A 25,798-nucleotide genomic window follows, 5' to 3' on the forward strand; every position below is an offset into this window, starting at 1 on the left:
TAGCGAAATAAGGAATTAAAAAATAAAACCAATAATCGTTGAAAAAAGCATTAAAAATCACGCTTAAAATATTTCTGGTTCTTTTTGCATTTATTGCAATATACTTAGTAGCTGTATTTTCTCTTTCTAAAATCACAGTAAATCAAGAAGTGAATACAAAACCTGAAGTCGAAATTTATATTTTAACAAATGGGGTGCATACAGATATTGTTATGCCTACTAAAAATGATCAAATCGACTGGAGCCAACAAGTAAAATTTGAGAACACAAAAGCTGCCGACTCAACTTATAAATATATCGCAATGGGCTGGGGAGATAAAGGCTTTTATCTCGAAACACCGGAATGGTCAGATCTAAAAGCTTCTGTCGCATTCAAGGCGGTATCCGGATTAAGCAATACTGCTATTCATGCTACTTATTATAAAAAGTTAAAAGAAGCCGATGATTGCAAGAGAATGATGATCAGTAAAGAACAATATGATCGTTTGATAAAATACATCTCGGACAGTTTTCAAAAAGATGCTTCGGGAAATTTCTTAAACATAAAAACAAATGCAATCTATGGCAAAACCGATGCTTTCTATGAAGCTAACGGAAGCTATAGTTTGTTTCACACTTGCAATACGTGGGCCAATAGCGGCTTAAAAGCAAGTGGACAAAAATGCTGTTACTGGACGGCTCTGGATTCTGGAATTTTTTCGAAATATAAATAAATTTTAATATAAACATGGTACAAAAAACATCGAATGCCTTTATAGCGGCATCTTGGGTAGCTCTTGGAGCAGGAATGGTTGGATACATCGTTGGGCTTGCAAGAGCAGAAATGCTGTTAAATGAAAAAGGATATTATTTTACCGTTTTAATGTTTGGTCTTTTTGCTGTAGTTTCATTACAAAAAAGTGTTAGAGACAGGCTTGAAAAACTTCCGGTAACAGATATCTACTACGGAATTTGCTGGTTCGGAACGCTATTATCAATTGTATTATTAGCTGTTGGACTTTGGAACGCTACAATTTTACCAAGCGAAAAAGGTTTTTATGCATTTGCTTTTTTACTAGCGTTGTTTGGGGCAATTTCAGTACAAAAAAACACAAGAGATAATATGTCATTCTCTAATGAATAACATTAAAAAAAACTAACTAAACCAACTTCCAAATTAACCTTTAAAAGTTCCATGAAAATGGGACTTTTTTTTATTCGCAGCCTTTTCATATCGAATTTTCAAAGTTTATAATAAGAAATTTAAGCTGAACTAATATGTTCGATTATCCCAAAAACAGTATCCCCACTTTAACTGATTATAATGGATAGCATAAAAGAAAAACACGCATAATATTAACTCTAATTCCCTATTGTAACTTTATACAAAAAAAAGAGACTAATCATAAAAGATTAGTAATGGAAAACCAAAATAAACTAAGTGTTTTAAAATTAGCATGGGTGAATTTAGATTTTAGAAAGACCTATGTTGAATACTCCGAATTAAAAAAATTAATACAATTGAATTCAAATTCAATCGTGAAAAAGATTTTTATTATTAGTTTATTTGAATTTGCTCTTTCTATTTTACCCTTCTTTTTAGACGGGAAAGAGTTTTTTACGAAAGAAATACTAGATATTCAAAACAGTAGGATAATGCTATACTTAGATTATTTGTATTACGCTATTTTTATTTTTTTCATAATACAATTCTACCTCAACTTTAAGAAAATTAATGCCAACTCTAACCTTAATGAATTATCAAAAAACATTTTAAAAACAAGAAAATCAGTTTATAACTACATCTATGTCAGTTTAATTATTTTTAATTTAAACTCGCTTGTCTTTGCTTACTTATATTTAGAGAACAATTCTTCTTATAAGCAATTCATCAGCCACGCTAATTCACAAAACAGTCCACTTCTATTTCAGCTTATTTTTTATAGCATTTTAGTTGTTTTTCTTTCCGCGATCACGTACTCAATATGGCTGATATACAAAATACTATACCTAAAATTAATTAAAAAATTAGATCAGAACTTTCATGAATTAAACAGCTGATCCATACTAAAAACAAAGAGGCTGTCCGAAAAGTAATTTCGGGCAGTTTTTTTTTGTTTTACACATTGATTTTTCTTATATTTAAGTACTAAAATCAATGATTATGCAGCCAGTTTTTAAGCCTCATTCGGTTCACCAGCAAGATCTTTTTCCATTGAATTTAAATGATCTGATCCCAGAGAATCATTCTGCCCGATTAATAGACAGTGTTGTTGAACAGTTGGAAATTTCCGAGATTATATCACAGTTTAAAGGCGGTGGAAGATCCAGCTACCATCCTAAGATGTTATTGAAAATATTGTTTTACGGATATCTCAATAATACCTATTCCAGCCGAAAGCTGGCTAGAGCCGTGAAGGAGAATATATATTTTATGTGGCTCTCGGGAGGACTTCAGCCGGATTTTAGAACTATCAATGACTTTAGAGGAAAAAAATTAAAAGGGAATATCGAAAAACTTTTCAGCCAGGTCGTTCTGATGATGGTAGATTTAGAGCTCATTAGCCTGGAGAGACAATTTATTGATGGTACTAAAATAGAAGCCAACGCACATAAATACAGCTTTGTGTGGAAGAAAGCAGTTGAAAAACATAAAGACAGGCTTCAGGGAAAAATCGATGCTGTTCTGGCAGATATTGGTCAGGCTATCGAGTCAGACATTATGCATACTGATAACCAAACTGATACCAAGGTAGACAGTAAGAAATTAGAAGAAAAAATACACGAGATCAACCAAAGTGAAAAAAAGCAGAAGCTGAGTAAACAGCAGAACAAATCACTTCAAAAACTCGAGAAAGAACAGCTTGTAAAACTTAAAGAATATGAGAAACATCTCGAAATTCTGGGGGATAGAAACAGTTATTCGAAAACCGATACCGATGCTACTTTTATGCGCATGAAAGAAGATCATATGGGCAACGGACAATTAAAAGCGGGTTATAATATTCAGGTTTCTACAGAAAATCAAATTATTACACATTACTCCACCCACCAGACTTCTACTGATTTTACCACATTAAAGACTCACTTAGAAGGATTCAAAAGCAACTACGGCAAACAATCTGCAAAAGTTATAGCCGATGCGGGCTATGGAAGTGAGGAAAATTATCAACTCCTTGAAGACAAAGAAATTGATTTTTTTGTTCCCTACAACATGTACCGTATCGAAGAGACCCGTAAGCATAAAAACAATTTATTCCACGCACAAAACCTGTTTCATAATAATGAGCAAGACTTTTTGGTTTGTCCAATGGGGCAGCAAATGCCTCGTATCTTTACTAAGAAATCAAAAACTACAACTGGTTTTGAACAGTATCATTCGGTATATGAGGCTTTAAATTGCGCAGGATGTCCTCTGCGGGGGCAATGCTTTAAAGCTAAGGGGAACAGACGGATAGAAATTAATCACAATCTTCAAAGACTGAAATTCAAGGCAAGAGAGAATTTAGAAAGTGAATTGGGCAGGGAAATTTATAGTAAAAGATGTATTGAACCAGAGCCGGTTTTTGGTAACATCAAGCAAAACAAAGGATTTAAAAGATTTACACTTACCAAAACAGCCAAAGTAAATACTGAATTTGGCCTGATTGCTATTGCTCACAACTTTTCTAAATGGATCGCTAAAATCCGTTTGGGCAATTTTAACCTCATTTTTGATCTCGTAGAAGCTTTAGAAAAGTTTATAGAAGACCATTTTAGCCCAAATTTACATTTTTCAAGAAACACTCTGTAAATCTACTAGTATAATAAAAGAAAGAGGTCGTCTTTTCAGACAACCTCTTTTATATCAGGATTTGAGATTATTTACTCAAATACATTTTTCTTCTAGAGTACAATTCGTAGAATTGATCGTCTTTTAAATCATCAATAAACAAGATACTTTCTCCCGTTGATTTCATCTCCGGTCCTAATGCTTTGTTTACATTATGGAACTTGCTGAAAGAGAAAACCGGTTGTTTGATTGCATATCCTTTTAATTGTGGATTAAAACCAAAGTCAGTTACTTTATTGTGTCCTAACATTACTTTCGTAGCATAGTTTACATAAGGTTCTCCGTAAGCTTTTGCAATAAACGGTACTGTTCGTGAAGCTCTAGGATTTGCTTCGATAATATAAACTGTATCGTCTTTTATCGCAAACTGAATATTGATCAAACCAACTGTTTTTAGCGCTCTTGCTATTTTTGTTGTATGATCTTTTATTTGCTGCATTACGAATTCTCCTAAGTTAAAAGGAGGCAATGTTGCATTACTATCTCCAGAGTGAACTCCGCAAGGTTCGATATGCTCCATAATTCCTATGATATACACATTTCCGTCAGCATCGCAAATTGCATCTGCTTCTGCCTCGATTGCTCCTGCCAAATAATGGTCTAAAAGCAATTTATTTCCAGGAATTGTTTTCAACAAATTGATAACGTGTTCTTCCAGTTCTTTTTTGTTGATTACGATTTTCATTCCCTGGCCACCTAATACATAAGAAGGACGAATCAATAATGGGAAGTCTAAAGTATCTGCAAGAGCAGAAGCCTCATCAGCTGTTTCTGCTATTCCAAATTGTGGGAAAGGAATCTTTAATTCAGTCAATAATTCAGAGAAACGACCTCTGTCTTCGGCTAAATCAAGCGCATCAAAACTAGTTCCAATGATTTTTACTCCGTATTTAGATAATTTCTCAGCTAATTTCAAAGCTGTTTGACCACCTAACTGCACAATTACACCTTCTGGTTTTTCATGTTGAATGATGTCATAAATATGTTCCCAGAAAACAGGTTCGAAGTATAATTTATCTGCTGTATCAAAATCTGTCGAAACAGTTTCAGGATTACAGTTGATCATAATGGTTTCGTAACCACATTCTTTGGCAGCCAAAACTCCGTGAACACAAGAATAATCAAACTCAATTCCTTGTCCAATTCTGTTAGGTCCTGAACCAAGAACGATAATTTTCTTTTTATCAGTTACAACACTTTCGTTATCTACATAACGCTCGCCGTTTGCTTTTTCTATTTCAGCTTCAAAAGTGGAGTAGTAATAAGGAGTTTTTGCTTTAAATTCTGCCGCACAAGTATCTACTAATTTAAATACACGATTAACATTCAAATTCATACGTAAAGTATGCACTTCACTTTCCAAACAATTCACCATGTGAGCAATTTGTCTGTCAGCAAAACCTTTTTGTTTCGCTTCAAGCAAAAGTTCTTTTGGAAGATTCGAAATTTTATAGTTCGAAATTTCTTTCTCTAAAGTATAAAGTTCTTCATATTGTTTTAAGAACCACATATCGATTTTTGTGATTTCATGAATACGGCTCAACGGAATTCCCATTGCGATTGCATCATAAATTACAAAAACACGATCCCAACTTGCAAAAGTTAGTTTCTCTATAATCTCTTCGTAGTTTTTATATCCTTTTCCGTCAGCACCTAAACCGTTTCTTTTAATTTCTAAAGATTGAGTTGCTTTGTGTAAAGCTTCCTGAAAAGAACGTCCGATACCCATTACTTCACCAACAGATTTCATCTGAAGACCTAAAGTCCTGTCAGCACCTTCGAATTTATCAAAGTTCCAACGAGGTATTTTCACGATTACATAATCCAAAGTCGGTTCAAAAAGAGCCGAAGTTGATTTTGTAATCTGATTTTGCAATTCATCTAAATTGTATCCTAAAGCCAGTTTAGAAGCAATTTTAGCAATTGGATATCCAGTTGCTTTAGATGCTAAAGCTGATGAACGTGACACACGAGGATTAATCTCGATTGCTACGATATCTTCTTTTTCGTCTGGTGAAACCGCAAATTGTACATTACAACCTCCCGCAAAGTTTCCGATACTACGCATCATTAAGATTGCATAGTCACGTAATTTCTGGAAAGTGGTATCTGATAATGTCATTGCTGGTGCAACCGTAATCGAATCTCCGGTATGAATTCCCATTGGATCCATATTTTCGATTGAACAGATAATTACAACATTATCATTTTTATCTCTTAAAAGCTCTAATTCATACTCTTTCCAACCCATCAAAGCTTTGTCAATCAAAACTTCATGTATTGGCGAAGCTTCTAAACCACGTGTTAAAAGCTCATCAAAGTCTTCTTTTTTATAAACAATTGCAGCTCCGGTTCCTCCAAGTGTAAACGAAGGACGTATTACAAGTGGAAAACCAAATTCCTGAGCAATCTCTTTTCCTTCTAAATAAGAAGTAGCTGTTTTTGCAGGTGCAGTTGGCACATTAATTTTTTCAAGAAGTTGTTTAAACTGCTCTCTGTCTTCTGTAATATTAATAGCGTTTACGTCAACTCCAATTAATTTCACTCCAAAATCTGCCCAAATTCCTTTTTCATCAGCTTCTAAACATAAATTCAAAGCCGTTTGTCCACCCATGGTAGGCAAAACAGCATCAATTTGTGGATGTGCTTTTAGAATTTCAATAATCGATTTAGTAGTTAAAGGTTTCAAATATACGTGATCGGCCATTGTTGGGTCGGTCATGATAGTCGCTGGATTTGAGTTTATCAAGATAACTTCAATTCCTTCTTCACGAATAGAACGTGCAGATTGAGAACCTGCATAATCGAATTCGCAGGCCTGACCAATAACAATAGGTCCTGACCCTATTATTAAAACTGATTTTATTGATGTGTCTTTAGGCATTTTATTTGTATTGTGTAGTTATATAAAGTACTTTAAAAAACATTCGTAGTCTATTCTAAACTAGAACGTTGAGAATTTTTTACCGACAAGGTATAAAAAAAGGCGATACTAAAAAAAGTAACGCCTTATTTATGTTTATAGAAACATTATTTTTTGTGTCTAGGTTCGCTAGAAACAGTCAATTTATGTCTTCCTTTAGCTCTTCTACGCGCCAGAACTTTTCTTCCATTTGCAGAAGCCATTCTGTCCATAAATCCGTGCTTATTTCTTCTTTTTCTTTTCGATGGTTGAAATGTTCTTTTGCTCATTGCTTTGTATCTTTAAAATGGTGTCTATTTTCTGTTTTTCTGTTTTGAATATCGTTGTTCCAAAACCGAGTGCAAATATACAAAGACTTTTTTTTCTCGCAAGTAGTTTTATAAAAATATTTTTAATTCATTTTACTATATTTGCAATCATAAATATACATCTATTATGTTTCACAAGAATATTAAACTTATTTTGGCCGGACTTCTAGTAGTCGCAGGCGTTTGGCAATTTACAGAGAGTAATATCGGGAACGGAATATTCCTTATTTTATTGACGGCAATTCCAATTTTTCTTTACTTTAAAAATGAATTTATCCTTTTAGCCTTCCTTAAATTAAGAAAACAAGACTTTGAAGGTGCTAAAAAATGGCTGGCATACATCAAAAATCCGGAAGCCGCTTTAGTACGAAAACAACAAGGATACTTTAATTATCTGCACGGAATCATGTTATCTCAAACCAATATCAATCAGGCCGAGAAACATTTCAAGAAAGCAATCGAACTTGGATTGTCTATGGATATGGATTTAGCAGTAGCAAAATTAAACCTTGCCGGAGTTGCAATGTCACGCCGCAGAAAACTTGAAGCGACTAATTTGCTCAACGAAGCTAAAAAATTAGACAAGCAAGGAATGCTGAAAGAACAAATTACAATGATGAAAGATCAAATGAAGAAAATCTAGAACTTTCTCAAATTCCAAAATATTTTAAAATCCCAAATTCCAAAAGAGTTTGGGATTTTTTTGTTTTCAGGCTGGCGAAGTCGAAGTCTCAACCCAATATTACCATTTCGAAGAATGAGCAATCACATAAAAAAACCGACAAAGATTACACATCGAAACCCGACAGGTTTTAAAAACCTGTCGGGTTTACTATGCGCAACTACCTTTGTCAAAGTTTGAGACCAAGAGTGTAAGGAACTTTTGTAAAAAACTATTATTTTTATTTTCTGTATTTATAAATCTATCAGAAAATGCAAATCAGAACAGAAGTAAAAGAAATATTAAATTATATTTCAGAAGATCAACTTGATTTTTTTGCTCAGCAAACTATGGTTGACTGGAATGCTAAAAAACTAAAAGGCAAGGAATTATTTAAACTTTGTGTTTTTGGAGTCTTAAATGAAAATAGAGCCAGCTCTAGAGTATTTGAGAATTTTTATGAGAATCATTTTTTTTGTAAATATGCTCAAATTCCCAAAGATAAAAGTGTAAGTCACAGCAGTATTGCAGAGAGAATAGGAAAAATAAACGTTGAGTATTTCGAAAAACTTTATCAGCACACCGTTACTGTTTTTCAGGATAAACTCAATGATAAAGATAAGATCAAATTAAGTTTGTATGATTCCACAATTACAAGCTTATCTGCTTCTTTGTTAAGTTTCGGGATGCGAAATGGGCAGAAAAACAAAAAAGGAGAACAGGGCAAAAATAGTATAAAATTTACAATTGGTTTTAATGAATTGCCCTTTAATGTAAAGTTTCACAAGGATCAAAAAATGATTAGTGAAGATTTGGCTTTGGGCAATATTCTAGAAGAGCACATAGCCAACAAAAAAGATATTGCCGTTTTTGATCGTGGAATGAAGAATAGAAAAACAATGGTTGATCTCTCTACTGATGATAAATATTTTGTAACCCGAATTTATAAATCATCTAAATATGAAGTAGAGAAAGGCAGTAAGGTCACTCCATTGGATTTTGAAAATGATATTCTTAAATTAACAAAACATAGCAGGGTTTATCTTTACTCGAATCAAAAAAAGACTAAAATAGTTTTTAGATTAGTGGAAGGGATATTAAAATCTGATGGAGAGAAGATCTTGTTTTTAAGCAATTTGCCAGAAGAAGAATTTACGGCAGATCAAATAGCAGAAATTTATAAAAAGCGTTGGGACATTGAGCGTTTCTTTAGATTTATAAAGCAAGAAATGAATTTTAAGCACTATTTTTCAAGACAGTGGAATGGAATTCAGGTAATGATATATATTATTTTAATTGCATCAATCTTGCTCTTGAGTTATATAAAACTAAATGAATTAAAAGGATATAAGATCCCCAAAATTTCATTTTGTAATCAATTACAAAATGAAATCATTCAACAAATAGTAATACATTGTGGTGGGGATCCTGCTAAAATAGAGACATTCAATACATAAAATAAAGTTCCTTACACTCTTGGTTTGAGACTTTGAAAAAAGGTTCCCAATCATAACATTTAGAATTTAGTCCCGAAGCTTCGGGATAAAAAATAGTATTTAATCTTCTAGTATAATCGAAGGTAAATTTTCATTCAGCCATTTGTATTTATTCAGAATCATGATGTGAGTCCCTCCTTTTACAACAATGCAACTATTAATATACTTTATAGGAAAAACATCGTCCTGATCACCGTGAATATGAACAACGGCTGCATCAATCTCATTTCTATCCCACCGAATAACAGATTCAACGGCCCATTGCAAATATTTGAGATCACGAACAGCTAAAAACTTTTCGTATAATTTAATCCGTTTATTTACTTTTTCTCCAAAAGAGTATTTAGCAAGATTTTCGATATTCAAGATCAGCTTCATCGGAATCAGCTTGTATGCTTTCGTTTTCTTTCCAATTTTCATTCTTCTCGGAAATTCAGCATTACTTCTGACACTCGAAATAATAATTACTTTTCGCGTCTGGATATGTTTTGATATCTCCTGAACCAAAATTCCTCCAAAGGAAACTCCAATTAAAACAGGATTTTCGTGTTTAATATTTTTTGCAATTCGCAATGCATAATCAGACAAAGACTCTTTTGGAAGTGGAATTTCCCATTCTAACAAACACATTTCAAAAACAGATTCATCTAATTTGATTCTTTCAAAAATAGCCGGACTAGCAGCCAGACCAGGCATAAAATAGACAGGGATTTTACTCATTTGTTCGAAAAAGGTTTATAGTTATAGGTTTTAATTTCAAGATAAAATTAATTTTTTTAGCAATATACACTACAAATGTTACACCATAATTGTTTTTTAGACGAAATAAAATCACAAAAAACACGGCCAACCCAGCTATATATGGGGTTTCAAAAAATAATTTTATATTGAAAATCAAATGATTACCTTTGTAGATACTATAATCATTATTTAAACATCATTCCAAGATGTTTCACATAGTGCTATTAACGTTCTTTTTCTATTATTTTTTAATCCAATACCCCAAAAAACATGACTAATATGGAACCTATTGAAACTATGGAAATCAAAGACAACACTTTTGCAAGACAATTTGAAACCATAGTACCCGAAGGATTACTTTCTGTTGAATATTCATTTCAGGAGAAAAAAATCTTTCTAACTAAAATCAACTCACCAGAAGGTTTTGACAATCAAGCATTAATTGATGTAGTACTTAAAAACATCATGGATATCATTATCGAAAAGAAATTCAAATTAATGCCTATTCATCCCAGAATTGTATTATTTATCAAAAAAAACCCTACTTACAAGGAATTACTTCCTCCCGGAATTAGAATTTAATTTTTAAAAATAACCAATAAGTCTCAGCCACAGTCCACCAATAACCATGTAAATAAGTAACATTGTTAATCCGGTGATGAGTCCTTTGACCCACCAGCTTTTTAAATCGACATAGCCGCTCCCGAAAAAAACGGGTGCCGGCCCATGTCCGTAATGCGTTAAAGTTCCATAAAGCGATCCTATAAAACCAAGCATAAAAGCTAATAATAATCCGGGAATCCCTAGTGAAACACCTACACCAAGTAAAGCCGCATACATCGCTGCTACGTGTGCGGTTGCACTTGCAAAAAGATAATGACTAAAAAAGTATACCAGTATAATAATAGGAAAAGCCATTTGCCAGCTTAATCCGCCAATTTCTGCTTTTACCAAATTACTGAACCAGCCAATAAAGCCCAGTTCGTTGAGCGAACTTGCCATCATTACCAAAACCGAAAACCATACAATTGTATCCCAGGCTCCTTTTTCGGCTTTTACATCTTCCCAGGTTAAAACTGAGGTCAGCAATAAAATCACTAAACCAATAAATGCTGTTGTTGTAGCATCGATAGAGAATAAATCTCCTGTCATCCAAAGAAATAATAAGATAAAAAAAGTCAAAAGCATCAGCCATTCATTACGGCTTATTGGCCCCATTTCTTTCAACTTTTGAGCCGCAATTTGTGGCGCATCTCCAGTTTTTTTTAATTCTGGCGGATAAATTTTATACAACACAAGCGGAATCACAAAAAAGGCAACTAAACCGGGAACAATTGCTGCCGTTGCCCACGAAATCCACGTTATTTTAATTCCTAAGTTAAGGGCAAATTTTTGACACATCGGGTTACTCGCTGTTCCGGTAAGAAACATAGACGAAGCTATTAAATTTGCATTATAACTGCTTAATGTCAGATATGAACCTAATTTTCTGTGCGTTTCCGGCTGGTCAGGCATCGAACCAAAACTCATTGCCATTGATTTCATGATGGGATAAATAATCCCTCCTCCTCTGGCGGTATTACTTGGTACAGCCGGGGCCAAAACCAAATCGGCTAAACCCAAACCGTAAGCTAATCCAAGTGAGCTTTTTCCGAATACTCTAATAAATAAAAACGCAATTCGGTTTCCTAAACCTGTTTTGATAAAACCTCTTGCAATAAAAAATGAAATCCCGATAAGCCAAATCACTTTATCTCCAAAACCTCTTAGCGCCAAAGTAATTGATTTTCCGGCTTCACCGGGAGCCAAAACTTGCGAAAAAGCTGTTAACGCAATCGCAATCATACACATCGTACCCATTGGAGCAGCTTTCAAGATGATTCCTAAAATAGTAGAAACAAAAATTGCAAATAAGTGCCAGGCTTCAATTTTTACACCATTTGGCGCAGGGATTAGCCAAATTGCAATTCCAATTGCAAGTGTAATTAAGGTTTGAGGAATTTTTACTTCTTTCATAAAAACAAGAATTAAATTAGATTAAAGTCGGAGTTGTAACTGAATGATAAATAAATCATCATTGTAAAAAGAGGTGTCAGGAATATTTTTATCGAATCGATCAATCTCAAATCCCATCTCTATACGACCTAAATAAGCTTTCCCAAATTCAAGGCTTATCATTGGTGTATATGTTTTTCTAACATTCGAGTTTACCTTAAAATTATTATCAAAAGATTCAAAACGACAGGATAGCTCAAGAGAGGTCAATTTTTTATAATCAACTACATATCTGAAATTTGGCAAAAAATAAACCCCTCTCATTTGGTAATCATCCAAATTTGGCGTTCTGCCATCAACCGGTAAAGAAAAATACAGATTTTGATTAGTTCCTTGTTTGTATTCAATTTGCAAATCAAATGTAAGCCTGTCAGTTAACTTAAAATCACTTGTTATATCAGCCCCCACAGCAAATACTTTCTGATCTGATCTTTTACCGATACCTCCGTTTAATCCTAAATTTATTTTATGAAGTTTTGACAATTCAAAAACCCATCTGCTCGAATATTGTTTTCCGTTATCATTATCCATTTCCTGATTTCTCCCGTTTCCGTTTAAAATGGAAATCGCATAACTTACAGGATTTTTACCAATATCAAAACTTCCGCTTGCAGAAGCACCAATTTGAAAACTCGTCCAGCCATTTTTTCCAAATTCATAATATTGATTTGAGAAATCAAATGATTTGATAATATCCACCGGGACTAATTCTTCGATACCAAATGCGGGACGAAATTGACCTCCGGTTAAAGCAATATATTTATTAAAAGTATATTTTCCGTAAGCATTTTCAAGTACCTTTCCTTTAGGATCGGATTTAAAATCAGCCAGATTTACTAAAATTACTACTTCAGTGGTGTTGCTTAATTTAGTATTAAGACCAACACGCATTCTTTTAATATCAAACGAACTTTGAGTAACTTCTCCTGTTGAATGCTGCACACCCAAAACATCAACATTTTTACCGGAACTTTCTAAATATCTTGCCTGCAAAAGCCCTTTGAACTGAAACTGAGGATATTTGATAGTATTTTCGGCATCTTCGAGTGCTTGGGTATCAGTAGTTTGCGCCTTTGCAAAAAAGGGCACTATTAAAAGAACAAAAATTAGTTTTATTAGTAAAGTTTTATTCATAAGCTCTGTCTATTAAAAATTCATCCATTACTAACATCTTAAAAATCAATCACCTCTACCTACCTCCTGTTAGAACCGCCATTAGCTGGTCTTGGTGCTGCAGGTCTGGGTGCTGCAGGTCTTGTTACGGGTTGTGTTGGCCTAACAGCAGGACGCGTAGACGGAACAGCCGGGGTAACAGGACGCGTGACTGGCCTTGTTACAGGCTGCGTTGGTCTTACAGCTGGCCGTGTCGATGGATTAGTTGGTGTTACCGGACGTGTTGTTGGTCTGGTGGTTCCTCCTGGTCTGGTCGATGGATTCGTAGGTCGTGTTACCGGTCTTGTTGTATTTCCTGGTCTTGTTGATGGGTTTGTTGGGCGTGTTCCCGGCCTGTTACTGTTTCCCGGTCTGGTTGGTCTTGCTGTAACCGGAGCTGGTCTTTTATAGTCCCTGCCATTATAGGTCGTGTTATAACGTCCGTTAGTTCGGTTATTTCTAACAATAACGGATGTATTTCTTCTGCTCGCATAATTATTATAATACCTTGGGTTTCTTATAACAGCAGTTCTTCGATAATATGGGCTTCTGTAATAATGGCCGTGATATCCCCAATAATCATGATAATAAACCGGACGCCAAGGACGCCAGTAAGGAGGATAATATCCCCAATGCCAAGGAGACCGATACGCAACATATACAGGAGAAAACAAAAATAATATAACCGGCCATGCACTAACACTGGCGCTTACATAACTTGGGCTTGTTGTTGTATTATAATTATTGGTTGTATTATTATTTACAATTACAGTGCTACCTCCTGTATATCCGGGATTTGGTGTTCCGGAAACATTGTTTGCAGGCTCTACAATATAATTTTTGCCATATAAATCTTCATCACCAATAGCCTGAACATGAATATTGTTCTTTTTATCCTTATCAACTTCAATAACAGCAACATCTTGTGTTTCGCTATTATTTACTGCAACCTGAAGTACAATTACATGCGTATTTCCTTCTTTGTGACTTTCTATCTCAATATAATCGATCTCTCCATCATTATTCAGATCTAAATTATTGACCTTATTATCCGGATCATTTAATGCTTTTTCAAAATCCTCAAGGGTTTTAGACTTTTGAAAAAGATCTAAAACAGCATATAAGTTAAGGTTATCTCCAGGCAGCCCCAAAGCAACAGGCTCATTATCAGTTTGAGAAAAAACAGGAAGACTAAATAAGCCAGTCAACACAATAGCTAAAAACAAGGCTTTCTTTTTCATGCTAATTAGTAATTAATTTACAAATATTCCTACTAAGGTATAAAAAAACAAATAAAGTACATCAACATCAAAAATCTTTCTATTTTCTTATTAATAACTACTAAAAAGTTGCAATTCAATCAATCATTCTCTTTTATAATCGTAGAATGTAAGACTAATATGCTTAACTTTGTAAATAGCCGTATTTTATACGTACCTATTCCGTTTGTAATACCTTACAAAAATCTGTTTACGATTTATCATATAATAGAAACAAAAATTACAATGAGAAAACATCTACCATTCCTCTTTTTCTTTCTTTCCATAACTTCCGGATATGCTCAGATAGAGATTTCACCCACTCTTGAAGATGCTATTATTAAAGCTATAGAAAAAAGCGCTTCTTTAAAGAACAAAGATCTGGATATTGAAAAATTAAATCTTCAGGAAAAAGGAGTCTGGAACAAATACATTCCTACTGTAGAAGCCAGTGCGCTGTACTCTTATTTTGACAACAAATTGACTGTCGATCTTCCTACGGCTACCATACCTATTGTAAATTATCCTTTGTTTGATGGAAAAACTGCTTTTAAAAATTACGGAAATATTTTTAATGGAAGCGTAATGGCAAAAACAGTCTTATTTAGCGGTATGCAAATTCCAAACGGAGCAAAAGCAATTCATGAAAAAACGAAAGGAACCGTATTTTTAAAAGAATCAGAAAAGGATCAAATCACAAAAGACGTTATTAATACTTTTGATCAGTTAGAACTCTTAAAAGAAATAGACAGACTCATAAAAGAAAGCGAAAAACGACTTGAAACAGAAACCAAACGTGTTACAAAAGCAATAGAACAAGGACTTGCAATTCCTTATGACCGGGATAAAATAAAACTGGCATCTCTTGAATTAGCCTCTAAAAAAATTGAACTGGATGGAAAACGAAAATTAGTTTATAAAAAAATCCAATATTTAACGGGGTATTCCAATGCTGAAACTGATAATGTCAAATACGATTTAATTCCCTATTTGATTACCGATGAAAAGCTAAGTACCCAAAACAAACAGGAAATAAAAGCTCTGGAGTCGTTTAAAACCGCCTATGAATTTTTATTAAAGAAGGAAAAAGGTACTTATCTGCCAACTTTAGGAGCATTTGGTGGTGTTTCTTACTCGAGTTTATTTGATGCAAATGCTACGACACCTATCGTTACGGGAATCAATCAGGCTCTATATTTAGGCTTAAACGAAGTAACAATAAGCAATAACTGGGTTGTGGGCGCAGCAATGAAATGGGAAGTATTTTCAGGTTTTGAAAGAAAACATAAAGTACACGAAGCTAAGATCAATATCGAACAGGTACAAAACCAAATTGATGATACGAAAGAAAAACTGGAATTGCTTCTTGAAAAAAACCTGGTTGATTATAGTGTCCTGACTCAAAAAATTGACATTACCCAACAACAGGAAAAAGTAGCCGCTAATAATTTGAATTTAGCCATAAAACAGTATAAAGAAGGTCTTATCAATATATCAGAACGTCTTGAAGCTGAAAATGATTCATATAAAGCATCTGTAAACAAGACAACTACCTTAATCGAACAACGATTAGCGGCTATTGAAACTATCATCGCTACCGGCGATTTATCAAAAAAACTATCTAAATAAAAGTTCTGTTCTATGAAAAAAGCAATTATGATAATCAGTTTAATTTTCATTTTTATAAGTTGCCAAAAAGCTAAAAAAGAAAATGTAATTCAGGGAAAAACAGAAAAGGAACAAATTGCAGTTGTCAGTAAAATCCCTGGCAAGATTTTAAAAATCTTTGTCAAAGAAGGTGACATAGTGCAAAAAGGAGACACACTGGCGCTGCTTGATATTCCGGAAGTAGATGCTAAAAAAAGTCAGGCCGAAGGTGCCGTTATCTCTGCAAAAGCGCAATACAAAATGGCTGTAAAAGGCGCAACCGAAAATCAAATCAAACAGCTTGAGGCTAAAAAAATGGGATTGAAGGAACAATATGAATTTGCTCAAAAATCGATCAGACGATTGAATAACATGCTTAAAGATTCTTTAATATCGCAACAAACTTATGACGAGACTTTTGCTAAATACCAAGGAGCACAAGCGCAATATAATGCGGTTATTGCTGAACTGGATGATGCAAAAAAAGGTGCTCGTATCGAACAGCAAACTATGGCTTTGGGACAACAAGACAGGGCCCTTGGTGCTTTGCAGGAAGTGGAAACTGCTGACAAGGAACGTTATATTATTGCACCGCAGGACATGAGTATTGAAACTATTACGCTTAATCTCGGCGAACTAGCTTTACCCGGCTATACCTTGTTTAATGGCTATATTGCCAATAGTACTTATTTCCGTTTTACAATTCCTGAAAATCAACTGGCAAAATTCAAAAAAGGGCAAGAAGTTACCGTTCATGTTCCTTATAAAAAAGAAGACATTAAAGGAACCATCTCTACCGTAAAACAACTGGGGGCTTATGGAAATATTGCAACTGCATATCCAGACTATGAAATGCAGGAAAGTTTATTCGAAATAAAGATAACGCCTGCGAATGGCGACCAGACAAAAGATCTTATTACAAAAACAACTGTTACCTTATCTCTTTAACTATGCAAAATTTCTTTTCATTGCTTAAACGGGAATTCAAACTATTTTGGAGCAATAAAGTACTCCGATTGTTATTTATTGGTGCACCTATACTCTATGGCGTATTGCTAGGATATGTTTATGGAAAAGGCAAGGTAACTGATTTACCCATAATTATTGTGGATCAGGACAGGTCTGAATTAAGCTCAAAAGCAATTCAGATGTTTGAAGACAATGAAGTTCTTCATATTTCTTCAATTCTATACGACCAGAATAATCTTTCGCAGATTGCTATCGAAAAAGAAGCTACCTGTGTTGTCATTATTCCTAAAGGTTTTGAGAAATTGACACTTACAAAAAGATATCCTGAAATTACTACTATAGTAAATACATCCAATGTTTTAACTGCCAATTATGCATCAACTGCAATACAGGTCTGTCTTGGAACATTAAAAGCAGGTGTTCAAATTGAGACTTTAAGAAAACAAGGCGTCCCCGAAAATTTGCTCGCCTCACAATACGAACCTTTTAAAACTACTTTCATAAAAAAATACAACCGAAGCACTAATTATATGTACTTTTTATGGCCGGGCGTTTTAGCAACGGTTCTGCAACAAGTACTATTATTAGGGCTGGCACTTTCTTTTGCATCGGAATTTGAAAACGGAACTTTTAAAGAATTAGTCAAAAGATGCCCTTCAATTTTAAAACTTCTCGCGGTAAAAATTATTCCTTACATGATCATGAGTTTTGGTATTTGGCTGATATATTGGCTTTTTACTTTATGGTTCAGGATTCCGTTTTACGAAAACTTACTTCCACTTACCTTTATTGCCGGAATATTTGTACTCTCAGTTTCTTTTATTGGTATACTGGTGAGCATTCTGGTTCCAAGTCAATTGAAAGCTACTGAAATTTTGATGGTTATTGCAACTCCAAGTTTTATCTTAAGTGGTTTTACCTGGCCATTAAGCCAGATGCCACAAGCAGTTCAGGCAATTGCAAATGTAATTCCGTTAACTCATTTCCTCAAAGCATTTAGGATTCTGATTATCGAGAACGGAAATTTTTCTCAAACTACTACACCCATTTGGAATATGATAATTATAGGTGCGGTTTGTTCTATTGCAGCATATATCGCTTTATATTTCAAGAAGAAAAAGGCTCTGAAAGAAGCATAAAACATTCCGTTAAAAATAATAAAAAGCACAAGATTTCTCTTGTGCTTTTTGAATTTATATAATGAATTATTAATTCAAATATCCCAAAAAATTCAACCATAAACCACCAATTACCATATAAATTGCCAACATTGCAAGTCCTGTTATCAACCCTTTGACCCACCAGCTTTTTAAATCCACATAACCACTACCAAAAAATACAGGTGCTGGTCCGTGACCGTAATGGGTTAATGTTCCATAAAGAGAGCCTACGAATCCTAACATAAATGCCAAAAACAATCCAGGAACTCCCAATGACATTCCAACAGCAAGCAATGCCGCATACATAGCTGCAACGTGAGCTGTTGCACTTGCAAAAATGTAATGACTAAAGAAATATACTGCTATGATTATTATAAATGCCAATTGCCAACTCATACCATTAATCTGCACTTTTACAATTTCACTAAACCAACCAATAAATCCCAGCTTATCCAGAGAGCTTGCCACCATTACTAAAACCGCAAACCATACAATAGTGTCCCATGCTCCTTTTTCGGCTTTTACATCTTCCCAAGTTAAAACAGAAGTCAGCAATAATACTACTAAACCTATGAATGCTGTAGTTGTAGCATCGATAGAAAACAGATCTCCGGTCATCCAAAGAAATAGTAGAATAACAAAAGTAAGAAGCATGAGCCATTCGTTTTTAGAGATTGCTCCCATTTCTTTTAATTTCTCTGCCACAATTTTTGGCGCATCACCCGTTTTCTTCAGTTCAGGCGGATAAATTTTACCGCATTACCATCCGGATGCTGAAGTCCTGTTGTAGCATCTATTCCATTTGTAAAACCACTTAGATATCGCCCCTAAAAAGTCCCTGAACTTTAAATTGGGGATATTTTACTTCATTTTGAATATTGGACTCGGAAGTTTGTCCATTTGAAAAAAAAAAAAAAAAAAAAAAGGGAATAAAAAGATTACAAATATAAATCTCTTTAAAAAAAAAACATTTAAAACATTCATGATAAACTTTAGATTAGTTTTATTTTTAATGCATTTTAAGCTACAAAAAAGCTTTTTTGCTACATTAAAGTTATCGCAACTATTCAGTTGTTAATCTGATTTATATCATGTTTTAAACATTTACTCTTTAATCACTTTATTTTTATTTTAAGCAAAAAAAAAGGCGTTAGAATTAACTAACGCCCTCTTTATTATTACATTTTTAACTAGATTACTTCTCGATCTCTCTCATAGAATCCATTTTTTTATGCGCAAGGAAACCTGCTACATCTTCAAAATGTTCCTTAACACGTTTGTTTCCAAACTCAAAAACTTTAGTCGCTAATCCGTCAAGGAAATCACGATCGTGAGAAACCAGGATTAAAGTTCCGTCAAAGTCACGCAATGCATCTTTAATAATATCTTTAGTCTTCATATCAAGGTGATTTGAAGGCTCATCGAGAATTAATAAGTTAACCGGTTCCAACAATAATTTTATCATTGCCAAACGCGTTTTTTCACCACCTGAAAGTACTTTTACTTTCTTGGTAATATCATCGCCCTGAAACATAAAAGCTCCAAGAATATTTTTTATTTGTGTACGGACATCTCCAACTGCAATTGCATCAATAGTTTCAAAAATTGTAGCATTTTCATCTAATAAAGAAGCCTGGTTTTGGGCAAAATATCCAATTTGAGAATTGTGCCCTATTTCAACACTTCCTTCATCGATACCAATCTCTTTCATGATCGCTTTGATCATGGTTGATTTTCCTTCACCATTTTTACCTACAAAAGCCACTTTTTCTCCTCTTTCTATAACAATATTAGCATCTTTAAAAACTACATGATCGCCATATGATTTAGAAAGTTCTTTTACCACTACAGGATATTGACCTGAACGTGCTGCCGGTGGGAATTTAAGTTTCAATGCTGAGTTATCTACTTCATCAACTTGTACGATCACTAATTTCTCAAGCATCTTAACGCGGGACTGGACTGCATCTGTTTTAGAAAAAGTTCCTTTGAACCTATCAATAAACGTTCTGTTATCTGCAATCATTCTTTGTTGCTCATCATATGCTTTTTGCTGGTGTACACGACGGTCTTTTCTTAACTCTAAATAGTGAGAATATTTTGCTTTATAATCGTAGATTCTTCCCATTGTAACCTCGATAGTACGATTTGTAATGTTGTCTACAAATGCTCTATCGTGCGAAATTACCACAACTGCTTTTGCTGAATTAATCAAAAAATCCTCTAACCACTGGATACTTTCAATATCCATGTGATTGGTTGGCTCATCTAATAAAATTAAATCAGGTTTACGCAAAAGAATTTTCGCCAATTCGATACGCATTCTCCATCCTCCTGAAAACTCAGAAGTCTGACGTGTAAAATCTTCACGTTCAAAACCTAAACCAACTAAAATCTTCTCAACTTCGGCTTCGTAATTTACTTCTTCAATAGCATAAAATTTCTCGCTTAAGTCAGAAACTCTTTCGATTAATTTCATGTAAGCATCGCTTTCATAATCTGTACGAACAGTCAATTGCTCATTGATCTCATCTATTTCAGCTTTCATTTGAAAAATTTCCCCAAATGCCTTTGATGCCTCTTCCATTACAGTCGAACCATCTTTAGTTAACAAATGCTGAGGCAAATAAGCTACAACTGCATCTTTTGGAGCAGAGATACTTCCGGTTGAAGGTTTGCTTTGTCCTGCAATTATTTTTAAAAGTGTCGATTTTCCCGCACCATTTTTACCCATAAGGGCAATTTTATCATTTTCATTTATAGCAAAAGAAACATCGCTAAATAATGTAGTTCCACCAAACTGAACTGAAATATCGTTAACTGTAATCATTTAGATTTTTAGATTTTAGACTGCTCAGATTTTACATTTCCGGGCAAGTATTTTTTTGAAAGCGCAAAGATAGATTAATTAGACTATTAGGCAATACTATTTTAGACTACGGGCATCTTCTGATTTTTAATTTACACCTATATTCTTACATTTTTTAAAAATTTAGCCTTATCTTGTATAAGAATTTAAAAATCAGCAAAATATGAGAACGAAATTAAATTTGACTATATGTCTAATTGCAGGATTAATATTTGGACTTTCTGCAAATGCGCAAAAAACTGTAATTAAAAAAGAAGCTTTGCCCGCAAACGCACAAACCTTCCTGAAAACTCACTTTGGGTCGAAGAAACCAAGTTATGTATTGCAAGACAAAGAAATTCTTTCTACAGAATACAAAGTTCAATTTGACAATAAACTTGAAATCGAATTTGATAAAAAAGGAAACTGGAAAGAAGTAGATGCAAAAGGCGCTAAAATTCCCGCATCTATTATCCCTAAAAAAATCGCTTCTTATGTAAAAACCAATTTTCCTAAAGAAAAAATAACCAAAATAGAAATAGGAACTTTTGGTTATGAAACGAAACTAACTAACGATTTAGAATTAAAATTTAACCTAAAAGGGGATTTTACCAAAATCGATAAATAGCATATAACTTAAATAATACAATCATGAAAAAAATAATCTTAACTCTTGTTACTGCTGTATCACTTCTATTTTTAGCCACAGCTTGCGATAGTGGCGAGGACGGCAATCATGACTCTGTAATCAGCGCTGCAGATTTACCAAAATCAGCAAGTGCATTTGTCACCACTTACTTTCCCGGTATCACTTATTTGACCGTAAAAAAACACAATATCCCAGAGAGCGACGGATCTGTTTATGAGGTAAAACTTAGCAATAATTTCGAAATTGATTTTGATGCAAATGGAAACTGGATAGACATTGACGGAAACAACCAGCCGATTCCCACAGATCTGATTTCTGAAAAGATACAAAACTATCTAACGGCTAATTATCCCAATCAATTTGTAACATCAATCGATAATGAGAAAACCTCTATTGAAGTAGAACTTTCTAACAATATAGAACTCGTTTTTGATCTTCAGGGAAATTTTATTAGAATTGATAAATAACCATATTAAAAACAAAACCCCTCAATTATCAAAAATTGAGGGGTTTGTTTTTTTAGTCTTTTCTCCACTTTTTAGTTTCCTCAAAAATGTGTTCCAGAATTGCTGATTCCGTTTCGTCGAAATCTATATTTCTTCGTCCCATAACTAATTTTGCAGTTTCAAAAGCTTTTTTGGTTACATAAGTTGTAAAACCTGCAGCTCCTCCCCAGGAAAAACTAGGGACAAAATTGCGGGGAAAACCACTTCCAAAAATATTAGCACTCACTCCTACTACAGTTCCGGTATTGAACATCGTATTAATTCCGCATTTACTATGATCTCCCATCATTAAACCACAAAACTGAAGTCCTGTTTTAGCAAAACCTTCGGTTTCATAACTCCACAACTTCACTTCTTCGTAGTTGTTTTTCAGGTTCGAATTATTGGTATCTGCTCCAATATTACACCATTCGCCCAAAACCGAATCCCCTAAGAATCCGTCATGCCCTTTATTTGAATTGGCGAACAGCACTGAATTTTTAACTTCTCCGCCAATTCTTGATCCCGGACCAACTGTTGTTGCTCCGTAAACTTTAGCATTGAGTTTTACCTGTGCATTTTCGCACAAAGCAAAAGGGCCGCGAATTACGGTTCCTTCCATAATTTCGCTATTCTTACCTATATATATAGGACCGTTGGATGCATTTAGGGTTACAAACTCTAATTTTGCACCTTCTTCAATAAATACATTTTCGGGAGCGATAACATTTACGCTTTTCGGGATTGGCTGTGATTTTCTGTCTTCGGTCAAATAAATAAAATCCTCCCGAATCGCAGCATCATTTTTAGAAAAGATATCCCACGTATGTTCTACAGTTAAAACATTTTCGTTGTACTGAATAATTTCGTACGTATCAAAATCAACTTCTTCCTGATTTTCTGTTGTAAAAAAAGCAATTACATCATCGCCTTTAAAAATTGCCTGATTGGCTGTAAGATCAGAAACCATTTCTGCAAGAGTATCATTTGGTAAATACGCTGCATTGATCATTATGTTTTCTTCTAATTCTACCATTGGAAATTTCTCTGCCAGATAATCTTCGGTAATAGTGGTAATAGTCGAACCTAAACGCGCCTCCCATTTCTGGCGAATTGTCATTATTCCGATTAATATATCAGCAACAGGTCTTGTAAAGGTAAAAGGTAACAAAGCATTCCGGACGGGACCGTCAAAAAGAATGTAATTCATAAATATTAAATTTGGAAACTTGTTAAAATCTTGATTTGGTTATCGCGATCAAAGTTACAAATATTTTTTTTGTTCTATTAAAAGTACTCTTATTCAAAATAAGAAAATAATTGCATTTTTTTTAAACCTATTTTTTATATTGATAATCATTTAACCAAAAAGTGCGCAAAGTTTATATTATTACGTTTTTGCAAAAAAGTAAAGTTCGCAAAGCTTTATATAGATTTAGCTTGCGAACTTTGTGTTTTCTAAATATAATACCAGATAAAAATCTTTGCGCAATTTGCGATTAAATTTTACAATTCCATAAAAAAAGCCTTCCGATTGGAAGGCTTTATATAAGTAAAAACAGCTTTTATTATTTAGCGTGTTTTGCATATTTAGTTTTAAATTTATCAATACGTCCTGCAGTATCGATAAGTTTAGATTTACCAGTATAAAAAGGGTGAGATGTTCTAGAAATCTCCATTTTTACAACTGGATACTCAACTCCGTCAACTTCAATTGTTTCTCTTGTATCTGCAGTAGATTTAGTGATAAAAATTTCGTCATTTGACATGTCTTTAAATGCAACTAATCTGTAATTTTCTGGGTGAATTCCTTTTTTCATCTTTTCTTTTATTTATTGTTTAGAGCATTTTTATTTTGAAGCTTTTTCGTGGTTAGAAAAAGGTGTAAACAAAGGATACTCTTTTTTTGTTTAAAAATTTAATTATTTTTGAGTGTGCAAATTTACAATTCTTTTTTAATAAACAAACATTTAGTACACTTTTTTTAGTAAAATTCAAAAAGCTTTTTTTCTCTCTCATTATATTGGGAATTGCTATATTTGTGGATTAATAAATCATCGTTTTATGGAAAAAAATACTTCTCCTGCTAAATCATCAATTATATATGGTGTTTTGTTTGGTGTTATCATGGTTTTAGAATTCGTGGTTATGTATATAATTGGTATGAAATCACTGGTAAATTCTAGTGCCGGCTCAATTGTAAACATTGCGAACTATCTTATTTTACCAATCCTGTTTATATATATAGGTTGTACTAATTATAAGAAAAACGTAAACAACGGATTCATTTCTTTTAGTGAGTGCTTAAAAATTGGAATTTCGATCACGTTTGTTGCTGCTTTTGTCTATGCAGCGTTCAGCGTTATATTTAATTTCATTTTCCCGGAGTTCATCAACGAAATGATTGACATTTCAAAAGAAGGAATGCTGGCTAAAAATCCTGAAATGACGGCCAAAGAAATGGAGATGGGAGTCGAAATGATAAGAAAATTCATGAACCCGTTTATTGTTTTCCCTGTAACACTTGTTATGTACTCTTTCTTCGGATTATTGTATTCATCTCTTATAGGGGCAATTATTAAGAATAACAATCCTCAAAGTTTATAAAAAATTAAATGAATTTATCTATACTTATACCGCTTCTAAATGAGGAGGAATCACTAAAAGAACTCTATTCCTGGATTATTAAAGTGATGCAATCTAACAATTACTCTTATGAAATCATTTTTGTAGATGATGGAAGTACGGATGATTCTTGGAATATTATCGAGAGTTTTTCTAACGAAAACCCAAATGTAAAGGGTATTCGTTTCATGAAGAACTTTGGAAAATCACAGGCTTTACATGCTGGTTTTGCAAAAGCACAAGGTGATGTTATTATTACAATGGATGCCGATTTGCAGGATAGTCCGGACGAAATTCCGGGATTATACGAAATGATTACCAAAGAAAAATTTGATTTAGTTTCAGGCTGGAAAAAGAAACGTTACGACTCTGTTGTAGCAAAAAATCTTCCGTCTAAACTTTTTAACTGGGCAGCCAGAAAAACTTCCGGAGTTGAGTTGAACGATTTTAACTGTGGATTAAAAGCTTACAAAAATACGGTTGTAAAAAACATTGAAGTTTCAGGCGAAATGCACCGATACATTCCTGTTTTGGCAAAAAATGCCGGTTTTAATAAAATTGGCGAAAAAGTAGTTATTCACCAGGCTCGAAAATATGGTGAAACCAAATTTGGAATGGAGCGTTTTATAAACGGTTTCCTGGATTTGATTACGATTTGGTTTTTATCGCGATTCGGAAAAAGACCAATGCACTTGTTTGGTGCAATGGGATCTGTAATGTTCATCATTGGATTTTTATTGGCAGGTTATGTTGGAATTTCGAAATTATACCATATGTATAACGGAATGAAATACAGTTTAATCACCAGTAACCCTTGGTTTTTTATTGCTTTGACAACTATGATTTTAGGAACTCAATTATTCCTTGCAGGTTTTCTGGGAGAAATTATTTTGAGAACTAAAAACAACGAAGCACGTTATAAAGTAGCACGAGAAGTTAATTTTTAACGTAAATCCCTAGCCCTGATGGAAGGGAAAATCCTTTTTTATCCGCCGCGTCGGATAAAAAA

Annotated in this window: 22 protein-coding genes and 1 pseudogene; 13 read left to right on the forward strand and 10 right to left on the reverse strand. The window is 33.9% G+C overall.

The window, feature by feature from the left end; translation table 11 throughout:
• Positions 1 to 38 precede the first annotated feature (38 nt).
• The 3 genes from QLQ94_RS00620 (at position 39) to QLQ94_RS00630 (ending at position 3,772) form a co-directional block, all read left to right on the forward strand.
• Entirely contained in the window at positions 39 to 713 is a 675-nt protein-coding gene (locus QLQ94_RS00620; protein WP_427402042.1) for a TIGR02117 family protein, read from the forward strand.
• Between the two features lie 14 nt (positions 714 to 727).
• Positions 728 to 1,123, forward strand: a complete 396-nt coding sequence (yiaA, locus tag QLQ94_RS00625; protein WP_271335205.1) for an inner membrane protein YiaA — start codon at positions 728 to 730, stop codon at positions 1,121 to 1,123.
• Positions 1,124 to 2,137: 1,014 nt separating this feature from the next.
• Positions 2,138 to 3,772 (forward strand): IS1182 family transposase, encoded by a 1,635-nt coding sequence (locus tag QLQ94_RS00630; protein ID WP_482498831.1) that lies wholly within the window; start codon positions 2,138 to 2,140, stop codon positions 3,770 to 3,772.
• A gap of 67 nt (positions 3,773 to 3,839) precedes the next feature.
• On the opposite strand, the gene carB is transcribed toward QLQ94_RS00630, so the two are convergent.
• Positions 3,840 to 6,695 carry a carbamoyl-phosphate synthase large subunit gene (carB, locus tag QLQ94_RS00635; protein WP_482498833.1) on the reverse strand — a complete coding sequence of 952 codons (2,856 nt, stop codon included), beginning with the start codon at positions 6,693 to 6,695 and terminating at the stop codon, positions 3,840 to 3,842.
• 146 nt (positions 6,696 to 6,841) lie between these two features.
• Positions 6,842 to 7,003, reverse strand: coding sequence for a 50S ribosomal protein L34 (gene rpmH, locus QLQ94_RS00640; protein WP_008464848.1), 162 nt, complete (start codon positions 7,001 to 7,003; stop codon positions 6,842 to 6,844).
• A gap of 166 nt (positions 7,004 to 7,169) precedes the next feature.
• Here rpmH and QLQ94_RS00645 point away from each other — a divergent pair, with 166 nt between their 5' ends.
• Both QLQ94_RS00645 and QLQ94_RS00650 read left to right on the forward strand, forming a co-directional pair.
• A complete protein-coding gene (locus QLQ94_RS00645; protein ID WP_065451088.1) occupies positions 7,170 to 7,685 on the forward strand; it encodes a hypothetical protein in 516 nt (171 codons plus the stop codon).
• Positions 7,686 to 7,975: 290 nt separating this feature from the next.
• Complete coding sequence (locus QLQ94_RS00650) at positions 7,976 to 9,160, forward strand: IS4 family transposase (RefSeq protein WP_482498835.1); 1,185 nt, start codon at positions 7,976 to 7,978, stop codon at positions 9,158 to 9,160.
• Positions 9,161 to 9,259: 99 nt separating this feature from the next.
• Here QLQ94_RS00650 and QLQ94_RS00655 read toward each other — a convergent pair whose 3' ends face one another.
• Positions 9,260 to 9,919, reverse strand: a complete 660-nt coding sequence (locus QLQ94_RS00655; RefSeq protein ID WP_271335207.1) for an alpha/beta hydrolase — start codon at positions 9,917 to 9,919, stop codon at positions 9,260 to 9,262.
• Between the two features lie 318 nt (positions 9,920 to 10,237).
• On the opposite strand from QLQ94_RS00655, the gene QLQ94_RS00660 reads away from it, so the two are divergent.
• Complete coding sequence (locus QLQ94_RS00660; RefSeq protein WP_414655387.1) at positions 10,238 to 10,522, forward strand: GNAT family N-acetyltransferase; 285 nt, start codon at positions 10,238 to 10,240, stop codon at positions 10,520 to 10,522.
• Between the two features lie 3 nt (positions 10,523 to 10,525).
• On the opposite strand, the gene QLQ94_RS00665 is transcribed toward QLQ94_RS00660, so the two are convergent.
• From QLQ94_RS00665 to QLQ94_RS00675, 3 genes are read right to left on the reverse strand one after another with little or no spacing between them, the layout of a single operon-like run.
• Positions 10,526 to 11,956, reverse strand: coding sequence for an anion permease (locus QLQ94_RS00665; RefSeq protein ID WP_271335209.1), 1,431 nt, complete (start codon positions 11,954 to 11,956; stop codon positions 10,526 to 10,528).
• A 21-nt stretch (positions 11,957 to 11,977) separates the two neighbouring features.
• Positions 11,978 to 13,129 (reverse strand): porin, encoded by a 1,152-nt coding sequence (locus QLQ94_RS00670; protein WP_271335210.1) that lies wholly within the window; start codon positions 13,127 to 13,129, stop codon positions 11,978 to 11,980.
• Between the two features lie 59 nt (positions 13,130 to 13,188).
• Positions 13,189 to 14,388, reverse strand: a complete 1,200-nt coding sequence (locus QLQ94_RS00675; protein WP_482498837.1) for a hypothetical protein — start codon at positions 14,386 to 14,388, stop codon at positions 13,189 to 13,191.
• A 264-nt stretch (positions 14,389 to 14,652) separates the two neighbouring features.
• Here QLQ94_RS00675 and QLQ94_RS00680 point away from each other — a divergent pair, with 264 nt between their 5' ends.
• From QLQ94_RS00680 to QLQ94_RS00690, 3 genes are read left to right on the forward strand one after another with little or no spacing between them, the layout of a single operon-like run.
• On the forward strand, positions 14,653 to 16,035 hold the full coding sequence (locus tag QLQ94_RS00680) for a TolC family protein (protein ID WP_271335212.1): 1,383 nt from the start codon (positions 14,653 to 14,655) through the stop codon (positions 16,033 to 16,035).
• A 12-nt stretch (positions 16,036 to 16,047) separates the two neighbouring features.
• Positions 16,048 to 17,001 carry an HlyD family secretion protein gene (locus QLQ94_RS00685; RefSeq protein WP_482498839.1) on the forward strand — a complete coding sequence of 318 codons (954 nt, stop codon included), beginning with the start codon at positions 16,048 to 16,050 and terminating at the stop codon, positions 16,999 to 17,001.
• Between the two features lie 2 nt (positions 17,002 to 17,003).
• Entirely contained in the window at positions 17,004 to 18,161 is a 1,158-nt protein-coding gene (locus QLQ94_RS00690; RefSeq protein ID WP_482498841.1) for an ABC transporter permease, read from the forward strand.
• A gap of 69 nt (positions 18,162 to 18,230) precedes the next feature.
• Here QLQ94_RS00690 and QLQ94_RS00695 read toward each other — a convergent pair.
• Together QLQ94_RS00695 and QLQ94_RS00700 are read right to left on the reverse strand one after the other, a co-directional pair.
• A pseudogene (locus QLQ94_RS00695) lies at positions 18,231 to 18,935 on the reverse strand (DASS family sodium-coupled anion symporter); the annotation flags it as partial.
• Between the two features lie 442 nt (positions 18,936 to 19,377).
• Entirely contained in the window at positions 19,378 to 21,012 is a 1,635-nt protein-coding gene (locus QLQ94_RS00700) for an ABC-F family ATP-binding cassette domain-containing protein (RefSeq protein ID WP_271335215.1), read from the reverse strand.
• Positions 21,013 to 21,214: 202 nt separating this feature from the next.
• Here QLQ94_RS00700 and QLQ94_RS00705 point away from each other — a divergent pair, with 202 nt between their 5' ends.
• Together QLQ94_RS00705 and QLQ94_RS00710 are read left to right on the forward strand one after the other, a co-directional pair.
• Entirely contained in the window at positions 21,215 to 21,658 is a 444-nt protein-coding gene (locus QLQ94_RS00705) for a PepSY-like domain-containing protein (RefSeq protein ID WP_482498843.1), read from the forward strand.
• A 23-nt stretch (positions 21,659 to 21,681) separates the two neighbouring features.
• Entirely contained in the window at positions 21,682 to 22,146 is a 465-nt protein-coding gene (locus QLQ94_RS00710; protein ID WP_482498845.1) for a PepSY-like domain-containing protein, read from the forward strand.
• A gap of 52 nt (positions 22,147 to 22,198) precedes the next feature.
• On the opposite strand, the gene QLQ94_RS00715 is transcribed toward QLQ94_RS00710, so the two are convergent.
• Together QLQ94_RS00715 and QLQ94_RS00720 are read right to left on the reverse strand one after the other, a co-directional pair.
• Positions 22,199 to 23,374: a GlmU family protein gene (locus QLQ94_RS00715; RefSeq protein WP_271335218.1), complete on the reverse strand. Its 1,176-nt coding sequence runs from the start codon at positions 23,372 to 23,374 to the stop codon at positions 22,199 to 22,201.
• A gap of 358 nt (positions 23,375 to 23,732) precedes the next feature.
• Entirely contained in the window at positions 23,733 to 23,984 is a 252-nt protein-coding gene (locus tag QLQ94_RS00720) for a type B 50S ribosomal protein L31 (protein WP_213301759.1), read from the reverse strand.
• A gap of 244 nt (positions 23,985 to 24,228) precedes the next feature.
• Between QLQ94_RS00720 and QLQ94_RS00725 the strand changes: the two genes are divergently transcribed.
• Positions 24,229 to 24,771: a DUF4199 domain-containing protein gene (locus QLQ94_RS00725; RefSeq protein ID WP_482498847.1), complete on the forward strand. Its 543-nt coding sequence runs from the start codon at positions 24,229 to 24,231 to the stop codon at positions 24,769 to 24,771.
• 8 nt (positions 24,772 to 24,779) lie between these two features.
• A complete protein-coding gene (locus tag QLQ94_RS00730) occupies positions 24,780 to 25,736 on the forward strand; it encodes a glycosyltransferase family 2 protein (RefSeq protein ID WP_271335220.1) in 957 nt (318 codons plus the stop codon).
• Positions 25,737 to 25,798: the final 62 nt, after the last annotated feature.

The sequence above is a fragment of the Flavobacterium sp. B114r genome (assembly GCF_056824125.1).